Source organism: Nocardia mexicana NBRC 108244 (assembly GCF_001613165.1).
In the GTDB taxonomy this organism is placed as follows: Bacteria; Actinomycetota; Actinomycetes; order Mycobacteriales; family Mycobacteriaceae; genus Nocardia; species Nocardia mexicana.
The window spans coordinates 100,795-113,636 of the sequence record NZ_BDBV01000003.1; the positions used below are offsets into that span (position 1 = coordinate 100,795).

The 12,842-nt window shown below is 70.1% G+C and carries 14 protein-coding genes; 5 read left to right on the forward strand and 9 right to left on the reverse strand.

Annotated features, from left to right (window positions below; genetic code table 11):
- Positions 1 to 63: 63 nt before the first annotated feature.
- Positions 64 to 516, forward strand: coding sequence for an acetyltransferase (locus tag NM1_RS02165; RefSeq protein ID WP_068013209.1), 453 nt, complete (start codon positions 64 to 66; stop codon positions 514 to 516).
- A 10-nt stretch (positions 517 to 526) separates the two neighbouring features.
- Here NM1_RS02165 and dapC read toward each other — a convergent pair whose 3' ends face one another.
- The 3 genes from dapC to NM1_RS02180 form a co-directional block, all read right to left on the reverse strand.
- The gene (gene dapC, locus NM1_RS02170; protein ID WP_068013211.1) at positions 527 to 1,615 is read right to left on the reverse strand and encodes a succinyldiaminopimelate transaminase; all 1,089 of its coding nucleotides are present in this window, start codon (positions 1,613 to 1,615) and stop codon (positions 527 to 529) included.
- A gap of 26 nt (positions 1,616 to 1,641) precedes the next feature.
- Complete coding sequence (fdxA, locus tag NM1_RS43460; protein ID WP_068013213.1) at positions 1,642 to 1,974, reverse strand: ferredoxin; 333 nt, start codon at positions 1,972 to 1,974, stop codon at positions 1,642 to 1,644.
- Between the two features lie 155 nt (positions 1,975 to 2,129).
- Positions 2,130 to 2,603, reverse strand: a complete 474-nt coding sequence (locus NM1_RS02180; RefSeq protein ID WP_068013215.1) for a MarR family winged helix-turn-helix transcriptional regulator — start codon at positions 2,601 to 2,603, stop codon at positions 2,130 to 2,132.
- An 80-nt stretch (positions 2,604 to 2,683) separates the two neighbouring features.
- Between NM1_RS02180 and NM1_RS02185 the strand changes: the two genes are divergently transcribed.
- On the forward strand, positions 2,684 to 3,841 hold the full coding sequence (locus tag NM1_RS02185; protein ID WP_068013217.1) for an MFS transporter: 1,158 nt from the start codon (positions 2,684 to 2,686) through the stop codon (positions 3,839 to 3,841).
- 22 nt (positions 3,842 to 3,863) lie between these two features.
- On the opposite strand, the gene NM1_RS02190 is transcribed toward NM1_RS02185, so the two are convergent.
- From NM1_RS02190 to NM1_RS41820, 3 genes are all read right to left on the reverse strand, one after another.
- The gene (locus NM1_RS02190) at positions 3,864 to 4,478 is read right to left on the reverse strand and encodes a Uma2 family endonuclease (RefSeq protein WP_068013219.1); all 615 of its coding nucleotides are present in this window, start codon (positions 4,476 to 4,478) and stop codon (positions 3,864 to 3,866) included.
- A 19-nt stretch (positions 4,479 to 4,497) separates the two neighbouring features.
- Entirely contained in the window at positions 4,498 to 7,101 is a 2,604-nt protein-coding gene (locus NM1_RS02195) for a bifunctional FO biosynthesis protein CofGH (RefSeq protein ID WP_068013221.1), read from the reverse strand.
- 66 nt (positions 7,102 to 7,167) lie between these two features.
- On the reverse strand, positions 7,168 to 7,308 hold the full coding sequence (locus NM1_RS41820) for a hypothetical protein (protein WP_157123826.1): 141 nt from the start codon (positions 7,306 to 7,308) through the stop codon (positions 7,168 to 7,170).
- A 15-nt stretch (positions 7,309 to 7,323) separates the two neighbouring features.
- Between NM1_RS41820 and NM1_RS02200 the strand changes: the two genes are divergently transcribed.
- From NM1_RS02200 to NM1_RS02210, 3 genes are all read left to right on the forward strand, one after another.
- Entirely contained in the window at positions 7,324 to 7,854 is a 531-nt protein-coding gene (locus NM1_RS02200) for a PH domain-containing protein (RefSeq protein ID WP_068013224.1), read from the forward strand.
- Between the two features lie 28 nt (positions 7,855 to 7,882).
- Entirely contained in the window at positions 7,883 to 9,508 is a 1,626-nt protein-coding gene (locus NM1_RS02205) for a PH domain-containing protein (protein ID WP_068013227.1), read from the forward strand.
- A 191-nt stretch (positions 9,509 to 9,699) separates the two neighbouring features.
- The gene (locus NM1_RS02210; protein WP_068013230.1) at positions 9,700 to 11,292 is read left to right on the forward strand and encodes an alkaline phosphatase D family protein; all 1,593 of its coding nucleotides are present in this window, start codon (positions 9,700 to 9,702) and stop codon (positions 11,290 to 11,292) included.
- A gap of 7 nt (positions 11,293 to 11,299) precedes the next feature.
- Here NM1_RS02210 and NM1_RS02215 read toward each other — a convergent pair whose 3' ends face one another.
- From NM1_RS02215 to mshB, 3 genes are read right to left on the reverse strand one after another with little or no spacing between them, the layout of a single operon-like run.
- Positions 11,300 to 11,719 carry a hypothetical protein gene (locus NM1_RS02215; RefSeq protein WP_068013232.1) on the reverse strand — a complete coding sequence of 140 codons (420 nt, stop codon included), beginning with the start codon at positions 11,717 to 11,719 and terminating at the stop codon, positions 11,300 to 11,302.
- The gene (locus NM1_RS42895; protein WP_169814184.1) at positions 11,716 to 11,874 is read right to left on the reverse strand and encodes a hypothetical protein; all 159 of its coding nucleotides are present in this window, start codon (positions 11,872 to 11,874) and stop codon (positions 11,716 to 11,718) included. Before NM1_RS42895 ends, NM1_RS02215 begins: the two co-directional genes overlap by 4 nt.
- A 5-nt stretch (positions 11,875 to 11,879) precedes the next feature.
- Positions 11,880 to 12,782 (reverse strand): N-acetyl-1-D-myo-inositol-2-amino-2-deoxy-alpha-D-glucopyranoside deacetylase, encoded by a 903-nt coding sequence (gene mshB, locus NM1_RS02220; RefSeq protein ID WP_068013235.1) that lies wholly within the window; start codon positions 12,780 to 12,782, stop codon positions 11,880 to 11,882.
- Between the last annotated feature and the right edge of the window lie 60 nt (positions 12,783 to 12,842).

Below are 12,842 nucleotides of genomic sequence, written 5' to 3' on the forward strand. Positions count from 1 at the left end.
TAACGCCGAGCGGTCCGGCTCGGGGTGAGGTCGCGCGACCCTTACCATCCTGGAGTGACCGACATGACGATAACGCTGCGGCCGTGCGCGGGTCGGACCGAGTTTCCGAGGCTGGTGGAGGTGTGGCGCAGCGCCGTCGCGGCCACGCACGATTTCCTGTCCCGGGAGTATTTCGAACACATCGAAAGTCATCTGGCCAGCGATTACCTGCCCCTCGTCGATCTCACGGTGGCGGTGCTGGACGATCGCATCGTCGGATTCTCCGGGATCTCCGCCGGGCAGCTGGAGATGCTGTTCATCGATGACGATTTCCGCGGCTGCGGGATCGGTTCGGTCCTGCTGCGCGCCGCCCTGGACCGGTTTCCGTCCCTCACCGTCGACGTCAACGAGGAGAACCCCCAGGCCCTCGGCTTCTACCAGCGCCACGGCTTCGTAGTCACCGGCCGCTCCGAAACCGATTCCGAGGGCCGCCCCCACCCCCTGCTCCACCTGGTCTTCGCCGCCCCGCCCGACTGATCCGGGAGGTCTAGGGGGTGAGGCGGTCGGCGGCCGCGGCGATGCGTTCGTCGGTGGCGGTGAGGGCGATGCGGACGTGCTCGGTGCCGGTGGGACCGTAGAAGTCGCCGGGGGCGGCGAGGATGCCGCGCTCGGCGAGCCAGTCCAGGGTGGTGCGGCAGTTCTCGCCGCGGGTCGACCACAGGTACAGGCCCGCCTCGGAGTGGTCGATGCGGAAACCGGCCTCCCGCAACGCCTTTCGCAGCACCTCACGACGGGCGCGGTAGCGTTCGCGCTGCCGGGCCTCGTGGGCGTCGTCGCCGAGCGCCGCGGTCATCGCGGCCTGCACCGGGAACGGCACCATCATGCCCGCGTGCTTGCGCACCTCCAGCAGCTCGCGCACCAGTGCCGGATCACCGGTCACGAACCCGGCGCGATAGCTGGCGAGATTCGACGTCTTCGACAGCGAATGGATGGCCAGCAGCCCGGTGTGGTCGCCGGCGCAGACCTCCGGATCCAGGACCGACACCGCGCGCTCGTCCCACGCCAGGCCCAGGTAGCACTCGTCGGAGGCGACGATCGCGCCGCGCTCGCGGGCGAAGGCCACCACCTTGCGCAGATGATCCACGCCCAGCACCCGGCCGGTCGGGTTGGACGGCGAGTTCAGGTAGATCAGCGCCGGCGCCTGCGGGCCCAGCTGGGTGAGACCGTCGGCGCGGGCGATGCGGGTGCCCGCCAGCAGTGCCCCGACCTCGTAGGTCGGGTACGCCACCTCGGGAATCACCACCAGATCGTCGGCGGCCAGGCCGAGCAGCCGCGGCAGCCCGGCGATGAGTTCCTTGGTACCGACCGCGGGCAGCACCGCCTCCGGCGCGATACCGGTGATCCCGAAGCGCCGCTTCAGCGCGTCGACCGCGGCCGTGCGCAGCTGCGGCGTGCCGTGCGTCGTCGGATACCCGGGCACCTCCGCCACCGAGGCGAGCGCCGCCCGGATCAGCGGATCGACCGGGTCGACCGGCGTGCCCACCGAGAGATCCACGAGGCCGCCCGGATGGGCCGCCGCCCGCTGTTTGGCGGAAGCGATGGTGTCCCAAGGGAAATCGGGGAGCAGACTGCTCACCGGTGTTCTACTGCGGGACAACGTCGTTACTCGTCGTTCGCCATCGGCGGAAGCTCCTTGATGAGCGGCGGGTCGTAGGTGAGCGCACCGACCTTGGTGGCGCCACCGGGCGAGCCCAGGCCCTCCATCTCGAAGAAGTCCACGTTGGCGTTGACGTACCCACTCCACTGGTCCGGGGTGTCGTCTTCGTAGAAGATCGCCTCCACCGGACACACCGGCTCACATGCACCACAGTCCACGCACTCGTCCGGATGGATGTACAGCATGCGGCCACCCTCGTAGATGCAATCTACGGGGCACTCCTCGATGCACGCCTTGTCCTTCACGTCAACGCACGGTTCAGCGATGATGTACGTCACTGCCGCTCTCCTAGTCTGTTCTTGCCCGCGGGAGGTTTCCGCCCGCGCAACAGTATCCGGCGGCCCTACGTTACTACTGGCCAGCCTTGCCTAACTTCGTCCGGCCCTCGTTGGCCGGAGGTAAGCCGCAACGCTGGTAGATGCGTTGCCGCCCATCACGAATCCCGTTCGCGGGAATCGGTTTCCGCCGAATCGGTCAACAACCGCAGCAGGTCGCGCAATTCCCGCTGCTGGGTGGTGCTCAACGAGGTCAGCGGTGATCCCGTGCCGAGCCTGGCCAGTACGGCCGCGCGACTGTCGTGCCCGGCGGCGGTGAGTTCGATCCGTTTGGCCCGCCGATCGGTCGGATGCGGCTTGCGTTCCACCAGGCCCTGCGCCTCCAGCCTATCGAGCACGAAGGTGGCATTCGAGGGCTCGCACGACATCCGGGCCGCCAACTCCCGGGCGGTGATCGGCTCCGACAGCTCCCGCAGCGCGACGACCTGCGACGACGTCAGCCCCAGCTGCTCGGCGACGCGGCGCACGTGCACCTCCAGGCGGTGCGTGAACGAGTGCACCAGTTTGCACACGTCGCGATCCACCTCGGTCTCCACCGGGAAGTTCGCCACAGGATCGGGGCGCCGGGTCATGCGGTCGAGTCTAGCGATGATGATTCGAGCTGTGATAGTTATAGTTCGTATTATTCGAGCTGTAACTACTTGGAGCGGTGATGCGACTCCCTGTCCTGTCTCTGATGCTGGTCGTATTCGGCCTCACCACCGGCGAATTCGCGATCGCCGGGATCCTGCCGGAGGTGGCCCCGGATCTCGCGGTGCCCGTCTCGTCGGCGGGCCAGCTGGTCACCGCCTACGCCCTGGGGATGATCGTGGGCGGTCCGGTGGTCACGGTGCTGACCGCGCGGGTGCCGCGGCGTCGGCTGATCATCGGCCTCGTCGGGTTCGCGGTCCTGGCCAATCTGGCCTCGGCACTCGCGCCGGGCTACCCGATCCTGCTGGTCACCCGGTTCGCCGCCGGACTCATCGTGGCGACGTTCTTCGCGCTCGCGATCGCGACGGTGGTGGCGACGGCGCCCGAGGGCAGGGCCGCCTCGGCCATCGCGCAGGTGGCCCTCGGCATGAACCTCGGCATCGTCCTCGGTACCCCGATCGGCACCTTCGTCGGTCAGCACCTGGGCTGGCGGGTGACCTTCGCCGCCGTCGCCGCGCTCGCCGGGCTCGGATTGCTGATGGTGCTGCGGTTCGTCACCGAACTTCCCCCCGCCGCAACGGGTTCCGTATTGGGTGAGCTGCGGGTGCTGGCGGATCGGCGGCTACTGCTGGCCATCGCCCTGACCGCCGTCGGCAGTGTCGGCGTGGTCGGCGTCTTCACCTACATCGCGCCGCTGCTCACCGATGTCGCGGGATTCGGCGCGGCGACCGTGCCCGCGCTGCTGCTGGTCTACGGCGCCGGCGCGGTGGTCGGTAACCAGCTCGGCGGGTGGCTGGCCGATCGCGCCCTGCTGCCCGCCCTGATCGGCTTGCTCACCGCCCTGGCGGCGGCGCTGGCGCTGTTCTGGATCGGTGGCGAGATTCCCGCGGCCGCGGCGGTTCTCGTATTCCTGCTGGGCGCACTGGCGTTCGCGGTCATCCCCGGCATGCAGACCCGCGTGATCACCGCCGCCGCGGCCGCCCCGACCCTGGGTATCGCGATCAACGCCGCGGGCTACCAGGTGGCGGCGGCCATCGCAGGCAAGCTCGGCGGCTGGGTCATCGCCGACGGCCCCGGCCTGCACGCCCTGCCCTTGATCAGCGCAGCCCTCACCCTGATCGGGGTGATCCTCGCCGGGCACATGCTGCGCCAGGACCGCCGGTCACCCGTCCCTGCCTGAGCCACCGAGCCGGATCGCCCCCTCACACCCGCGGGGCGATCTCCAGATCAGCCCAAAGCAATTGCAGTGGAAACGGATCGGAGACGGTCACGGCAACCGGGCCCATATCGCGATGCGACGTCCCGATATGGGCATACGGGCCGGTTCGGTCCGACAGCGCATAGCGCTCGATCGTCAACGCACCAATCTTGTCGAACGTCACCAACCAGTAGTGCGGTATACCGGCGTCCGCGTAGTCACTCATCTTGTGGACACGATCTCGACGCTCCGACCACGTGGACAACACCTCCGCGACGACCAAGCAGTGCTGCGCCGCCAGCTGCTCGTAGTCAGGCAGACATCGATGCAGCACCGCATCCGGCTTGCGTGCGGTCGGTGGCACCTCCCAGAGCAACACGTCGACCTCGGTGTTGGTCTCGTAGCAGGACCCGTCGCTGCGACGCATCTCCTCGACAGCGGCCCGTTCCAAGGCCATCGAGAGCCGCGTGCCCACCTTCTGATGATCGCGGCCGCGCTGCTCGCGTGGCACGACATAGCCGTCGACGATTTCCAGCCCTCGTCGGAGATCCTCGTCGATATCGAGGAACTCTTCCCAGGTCAAGGGATCGTGCTGCGGGTCCGGCCAGCTCACGGTCACGTCATGATCGTAGCCGGGTTCACCCCACCTGCAGGGACAGTGCGGGGGCGCGGTGGGGTGGGGTGCCGTAGGTGGTGGTGCGCTCGCGGACCGGGCGGCCGATGCCGGTGGCGATTTCCGTCAGCTCCGCAACGGTTTTCGCGGAGCCGTGCTCGGAGCCCGCCATGCGGGAGATGGTCTCCTCCATGAGCGTGCCGCCGAGGTCGTTGGCGCCGCCGTTGAGCATCACCTGGGTTCCCTTGGTGCCCAGCTTGACCCAGCTGGTCTGGATGTTGTCGATGCGGCCGTGCAGCATGATGCGGGCCAGGGCGTGGGCGGCGCGGTTGTCCCGGATCGTGGGCCCCGGCCGGGACGCGCCCGCCAGGTACAGCGGCGCGCTCTGGTGAACGAACGGCAGCAGCACGAATTCGGTGAAACCGCCCGTCTCGTCCTGGATTCCGCGCAGCACCCGCAGATGCCCGACCCAGTGCCGGGGGCTGTCGACATGCCCGTACATCATCGTGGAGCTGGAGCGGATGCCCAGCTTGTGCGCGGTGGTGACGACATCGATCCAGGCGGAGGCGGGGAGCTTGCCCTTGGTCAGCACCCAGCGCACCTCGTCGTCGAGGATCTCCGCGGCCGTGCCCGGAATCGTGTCCAGCCCAGCCTCTTTCAGCGCCGCCAGCCAGTCGTGGACGCTCTGTCCGCCGCGCGAGGCGCCGTTCACGATCTCCATCGGGCTGAACGCGTGCACATGCATCGACGGCACCCGCCGCTTCACCGCCCGCACCAGATCCGCGTAGCCGGTCACCGGCAGATCCGGGTCGATGCCGCCCTGCATGCACACCTCGGTCGCGCCGTCGACATGCGCCTCCCAGGCCCGGTCGGCGACCTCCTCGGCACTCAGCTTGAACGCGTCGGCATCGCCCTTGCGCTGGGCGAACGCGCAGAACCGGCACCCGGTGTAGCAGATATTGGTGAAGTTGATATTGCGGTTGACGATGTAGGTGACATCGTCGCCGTTGGTGTCGCGGCGCAGCTGATCGGCCAGCGCGGCGATCGCGTCCAGCTCGGCCCCCTCGGCGGTGGCCAGCGCCAGATACTGATCGTCGGACAGCCCCGCCGGATCGCGCTCGGCCTCCCGCAGTGCCGCCAGCACGTCGGCGTCGAACCGCTCCGGTGCGGTGGCGGCCAATTCGCGGACCTGCTCGCGGATGGTCTCCCAGTCGCCGAACGCGCCGACCACGTCGTCGCCGCCGAGCCCGGCGTCGCTGCGCGCCTCGGTGTTGCGGCCGTCGGTATCGATCGCGGTGTTCAGGTCGACCCGGCCCGCGGACTCCCACGATTCGTCCGGCTCCTGCCAGGGCAGTCCCTGCGGAATCGCGTCCGGATTCGCCAGCCCCGTGCTCAGATCGGAGAGCGCGGCGACATGGGCGCCGATGCGCGGATCCACCCACGGATTCCCGGCCCGCACATAGCGCGGATGGGCGGAGGTGCGCTCGGCCAGCCGGTACCCGGCCGCCTCGGTCATCTCGACGAGGGTGTCCAGATTCGGCCACGGCCGTTCGGGATTCACGTGATCGGGGGTCACCGGCGAGACGCCGCCCCAGTCGTCGATACCGGCCTCGATCAGCGCCTGGCACTCCGCCTGCGACACCAGATTCGGCGGCGCCTGCACGGCCACGTCCGGCGGTAGCAGCAGCCGCGAGACCGCGATCGTGGCGAGGAATTCCTCGATGTCGGCGTCGGGGGTGTCGCGCATCGCGGTGTCGTCCTTGGCGCGGAAGTTCTGCACGATCACCTCCTGCACATGCCCGAACGCCTTGTGCTGCTTGCGGATCGCCATGATCGACTCGGCGCGCTCGTGCAGCGTCTCGCCGATGCCCACCAGGATGCCGGTGGTGAACGGCACCGACAGCCGGCCGGCGTCGGTGATCGCGCGCAGCCGCACCTCCGGATCCTTGTCGGGGCTGCCGTAGTGGCAGTTGCCCTTCTCGGTGAACAGCCGGGCGGCGGTGGTCTCCAGCATCAGGCCCATGGACTGGCTGACCGGCTTGAGGCGGGAGATCTCCTCCCACGACATGACCCCGGGGTTGATGTGCGGCAGCAGCCCGGTCTCCTCGAGCACCATGATCGAGACGGCCCGCAGGTAGTCCAGGGTCGAGTCGTAGCCGTGCTCGTCGAGCCACTGCGCCGCCTCCGGCCAGCGGTCCTCGGGGCGGTCACCGAGGGTGAACAGCGCCTCCTTGCAGCCGAGCGCCGCGCCGCGGCGGGCGATATCGAGCACCTCGTCGGGTTCCAGGTACATGCCCCGGCCCTCGGCCCGCAGCTTGCCGGGAACCGTCACGAACGTGCAGTAGTGGCACTTGTCGCGACACAGGTGCGTCAGCGGGATGAAGACGTTCTTGGAGTACGTGATGGTCTTCGGTCGGCCCGCCGACTCCATGGCGGCGTCGCGCACCCTGGAGGCGCTGCGGCTCAGCTCCACCAGGTCGTCGCCGCGGGCGTGCAGCAGGACGGCGGCCTCGTCGACGTTCAACGTCACTCCGTCGCGGGCCCGCCGCAACGCCCGGCGCATCGCCGAGGCGGTCGGGGGTGCGGGCGGGATGCCAGGGTTCGGTAGATCCGTCACGCCCTCGATCATGCGCCAACCATCCGAGTGTTCTCCCTCCGGTGCCTGTGACGTGAGACAACCCGGCGTTGCGGCGGCCTATTCCAGCTTCGGCAAACCCGTGCCGAAATGCCTGCCGCACAGCATCATCCTCCGGCGGGTCAGGCGGCGGAACCCCGCCGCCGGGGTGGGCCGCACGGTGTCGGCGGCGCGCGCACCGGCCGCGGAACGCGCGTCCATGGAACCATGGCGTGCATGGCACATCCCGACGACCGGGCCCAGGTCACCGCGACGCCCGGGCGCAGCATTCTGGCCGAACCGGCCTGGCGGCCCAGCCCGCGCGCGAAACTGCTGTGGGCGCTGGGACCCGCCGTCGGGTGGGCGATCGTGCTGATCGGCGAGCTGGTGTGGATCGCGGTGGACGGCGCGCATCGGCCCGCCCAGCTGGCCGCCGTGGCGGCGACGCTGGTGGTGGCGGTGTTCACCGTGGCGGTGGTGCCGCTGTGGCGGTACGCGGTGCACCGGTGGGAGGTGACCGACGAGGCGGTCTACACCCGCACCGGCTGGATCACGCAGGAGAGCCGGGTGGCTCCCATTACGCGGGTGCAGACCGTCGACACCCAGCGCGGGCCGCTGGAGCGGATGCTGGGGCTCGCCACGGTCACGGTGACCACGGCCTCCTCGGCGGGGGCGGTGCAGATCAGCGCCTTGGACCTGCCCGTCGCCGAGCAGACGGTCACCCGGCTGACGGAAATCGCGGCGCTGCACCGGGGGGACGCGACATGACGCCACCGACTCACAGCGAGGTGCAGTCGTGAGCGAACCACCGCACTCCGGACATATCGCCCCGCAGGACGCCGCACACACCTCCTGGCAGCGGCTGGACAAGCGAATGCTGCTGGTGCATCCGGTGCGGGAGGTGGTCCGGTACATCCCGGTGCTGATCGTGTCCGTGGTCGTGGGCACCCGCAACGACAATCCGGGGTGGGGTCTGCTCGCCCTGGCCGTCATCGTCGGATTCGCGGTGCTGCGGTGGTTCACCACGACCTACCGCATCGGCGCGGACAATGTCGAACTCCGCACGGGGCTGCTGCAGCGCAAGCGGCTGGCGGTGCCGCGGTCTCGGATCCGCTCGGTGGATATCGAGGCCGATCCGCTGCACCGCGGGCTGGGGCTGGCGGTGCTGACCATCGGGACCGGGCAGCAGGTGGGCAAGGACGAGCAGTTCAAGCTCGACGCCCTCGACGCCCGGCTGGTGCCGGGCCTGCGGGCGGAACTGCTGGCGCATCTTAACAAGGTGGAAGCCGTTGGTGGACAAGCCGATTCGCCCGTCGGTGAATCGGCGGCGAGTACCCCCGGCTCCGCCGCACCCGCACCGGAGGCGATGGATGCGCGCCGCGAAGGCACCGAGATCGCGCACTGGCAACCGGGCTGGGTGCGCTACGCGCCGCTGTCGCTGACCGGCTTCGCCATCGTCGCGCCGGTGGTCGGCCTGGCCTTCCAGTACGGCCTCGCCGAGGCCATCTTCCGTTCGGATGCCGTGCACAGCGTGGAGGGCCGCGGCGCCTGGTTCCTCACCGCCGTGGTGGTGGCGTTGGTCGCCGCCGTGGTGGCGATCGTCAGCCTCGCCGGGTGCGCACGGTATCTCGCAACGTATTTCGGCTTGCGCGTGCTCGACGACGGCCGCACCCTGCACCTGCGGCACGGCCTGTTCACCACGCGCCAGACCACCCTGGATCTGGCCCGCCTGCGCGGCGCGACGGTGAACGAACCGCTGCTGCTGCGGCTGGCGGGCGGCGCCGAACTCGAGGCGATCATGACCGGCACCAGCCCCCGGCAGAAGATCCTGCCGCAGGCCCCGCGTGCCGCCGTCGACCGCACGCTCGGCCACCTGCTCGCGAGCCGTCCCGCCGATCGATCCGATTCCACGCGACCCACCGGTCCGGGGACTGCGGAATCGGCTGCACCGGCGACGATTTCGCTGATTCCGCACGGCCCTCGAGCCCGGCGGCGGCGCTACACCCGCGCGCTGACACCGGTGCTGGTGGCGGCCATGGTGGTTGCCGCGGGAACGGTTGCGGGGCTCGGTGTTCCGCCGTGGGTGTGGATCGTGCTGGCCGTGATCGCCCTGGCGGCAACGGCTTTGGCCCACGACCGCTACCGGGGGCTCGGTCACGCCGTGCTGCCCGGCACCGGCGACCGGCCCACCTGGCTGATCACCCGCAGCGGTTCCCTGGACCGCGACCGCGACTGCCTCGAGGCCCCCGGCATCATCGGATGGACCGTCCGCCAGACCTTCTTCCAGCGCCGCGCCGGAGTAGCCACCCTCGTCGCCGCCTCGGCCGCCGGAAAGAAGCGCTACCACGTGGTGGACATCCCCATAGACGAAGCGTGGGCACTGATCGAGGCAGTGACACCGGGCCAGTCCGGCCCCCGCTAGCCGCGTCGCCCCGGCGGGCATCGGACGAGGGAGAGGGGTCGGGCCGACTCCACTCATTCACCGCTTGTTCGACAATCGTTCGCCCGCACCGACATTCCGTTCATCTCACCGTGATGCCGTCGTTGTCTTCGGGTCAATCGACAGTTATCTCATGGGGTGTCCAGATAATTAGCCGACGGAAGAGGTTGATCATGTCCGGCACTGTCTCGCGCCGTGGAGTCCTACTCGGGGGCGGTGCGGCGCTCGGGGTGGCCGCGACGGGACTGGGTAGCCCGCTCGTCCGAGCGGTTCCGCCGAATCCGTCTCGGCGCCTGGGGGATCCGTTCACGCTCGGGGTGGCGTCCGGGGATCCGGCCGCCGACGGCGTGGTGCTGTGGACGCGGCTGGCACCGGACCCACTCGCCGACGACGGGAGCGGCGGCATGCCGGACCGCGCGGTGCCGGTCGACTGGGAGATCGCGATGGACGAGCGGTTCGCGACCGTCGTGCAGCGCGGCACCGTCGAGGCGCGCCCGGAACAGGGGCACAGCGTGCACGTCGAGGTCGCCGGGCTGCTGCCGGGCGCCGAATACTTCTACCGCTTCCGCGCCGACGGACAGCTGTCGCCCGCCGGGCGCACCCGCACCGCACCGATCGCCGGGCTCAGCGCGCTCGGCATCGGCGGCGCGCTCACCATGTGCTTCGCGTCCTGCTCCCAATTCGAGCACGGCTACTTCACCGCCTACCGCCGCCTGGCCGAGGAGCACCCGGACCTGATCCTGCACCTGGGCGACTACATCTACGAGTACGCGCCCGGCGGCTACGTCCTCGACGAGGGCAATGCGCGCGACCACGCCGGGCCCGAGACCGAGACGCTGGCCGACTACCGGCAGCGGCACGCCCAGTACAAGGCCGATCCCGACCTGCAGGCCGCGCACGCGATCGCACCGTGGGTGCCGGTATGGGACGACCACGAGATCGACAACAACTGGGCCGGGGACATCTACGAGAAGCCCGAGAAACCCCAGCCGAACTTCCTCGCCCGCCGCGCGGCCGCCTTCCAGGCGTACTACGAGAACATGCCGCTGCGCCGCGGCGCCGCACCCACCGGCGGCGGCATGCGGCTGTTCCGGCGCGTCCAGTGGGGTGATCTCGCCACGTTCCACATGCTCGACACCCGCCAGTACCGCGACGACCAGGCCTGCGGGGACGGCGCCAAGACCTGCCCGGAGCGCCTGGACCCCCAGCGCACCATCACCGGGGCCGAGCAGCAGCGCTGGCTGCTGGACGGATTCCGGGGTTCGCGGGCCCGCTGGGACGTGCTCGGGCAGCAGGTGTTCTTCGCCCAGCAGGACGTCCGGCCCGGACCGGGCGAGAAGAACAATATGGATGCCTGGGACGGTTACGCCGCCGACCGCGACCGCGTCGTGGCCGGATGGGTCGACGCGCAGGTGCGCAATCCGGTGGTGCTGACCGGTGACGTGCACGCCTCCTGGGCCGCCGACATCAAGCAGCGCTGGAACGACCCCGCCGCCCCCACCGTCGGCACCGAACTGGTGGCGACCTCGATCACCAGCGGTGGCGACGGCTCCGAGACGACCGCCGACACCGCCGGTGTGCTCGCCGAGAACCCGCATATCAAGTTCCACAACAATCGCCGCGGCTACGTGCGAACGCGTATCGGTCCCACCGAGATTCGCGCCGACTTCCGCGCGGTCCCCTACGTGTCGACGCCCGGGGCGCCCGTGGAAACCAAGGCGTCGTTCGTCATCGAGGACCGCAAGCCGGGCCTGGAACGCGCGTGATTCCGGTTCAGGCGCGCGGGCGCACGAAGACGCGGCGGAACAGGTAGAACCCGGCCGGGATCAGCCCGCCCGCCAGCAGGACCGGCGCGGTCCAGCTGTCGGTGAGCAGCACGTCACCGCCGGGGCCGGTCGTGGCGCACAGCAGGAAGCCGAACAGCCACGCCGCCAGCGGCAGGGCCATGGCGGCCGGGCGGTTCGTCACCACGCCCATGCCCATCACCAGCAGCACGTTCACCACCGCCGCCACGAGGATCGGGAACGGGAGCGGGGTGCTGCCGACATAGGTCGGGAGGTAGAACACCTCGAGGACCAGCGACAGCAGGCCCTCGAACACCAGCACCCCGGCCAGCGTCGCGCCGAGGGCGGCCCACCCGGGCGGCTGCACGCCGGACGCGGCCGGCGTGCGGTCGATCGCGGCCGCCGTCACGGCACCGGCGGGAAGCCGAGCAGGGTCAGCAGGTGACTCTGCATGTCCACGAATCCGTAGAGCACGTGCAGGTACAGATCGTGCTGCGCCTGCCAGTTCGGCTTCTGGCTGTCGACGAACGCGACTATGGCGTCCTGCAGGCTCCAGTTGTACATGCCGGTCAGTCTATGCCCGGGCCGAGACCGGCAAACAGGTCGTGTTCGCGTCCATCGGCGCCGACCGGGCCCCTCCGCCCGCGTACCAGCACGAAATGTTCTTCGGGCAGTACCGGCTGGGCGATGTTGTTGGACAGCGCGAACTCGCGCCCCGACGGCGCCACGCTCACCTGTGTGGCATGGGCGCGCAGTGCGGCGCGCTTGGCCGCCAGTGCGTCGGATACGTCGATCGTGGTGGTCACCGATTCGCTGGGCACACAGGCCAGGTCGCCGACGGCCGGCAGCCGCCACCCCGGCGGCAGCGCCCCGGGCAGCTGGTCGACGGTGCGCCGGGCCAGCGCCTCGGTATGCAGGCGCAGGACGGCCGCGTCCGTCACGGTCCAGTACGCCTTCGGCGTATCCCAGCCCTGTTCCTTCGCGGCGTCGAGCGCGGCCATCGTGATCCGGTGCGCCCGAACGTGATCGGGATGCCCGTAGCCGCCGCGCGGGTCGTATCCGACCACCACCTGCGGCCGAACCTCCAGCAGCACCTGCACCAGCGCGTCCACGGCGGCGTCGCCCGAGTCCGCGAACGCGCGCGGGTGCAGCGGCTCGAGCGGCCGCGGATCGGCGACGGTGCCCGTCATCCCGGAATCGCGCCAGCGCCCGGCGCCGCCCAGGAACCGCGGCGGCCCGGCATCCAATTCCGCCAGCGCCCTGGTCAATTCGCCGATCCGGTAGCCGCCGAGCTGATCGGCCTGATCGCCGGCCAGCTGCGCCCACTGCTCGCCGATGACCTCGCCCTCTTCGCCGAGCGTGCAGGTCACGACGGTCACCGGGACACCGCGCCGCCGATAGTGCGCGATGGTGCCGCCGGTGGCGATGGATTCGTCGTCCGGATGCGCGTGGACCAGCAGCAGCCCACTCACGACTCCGCCTCGCTAGCGCTCGGCTCCGCCGTGCGCGGGGCACGCTGTGTCGATGGTTCG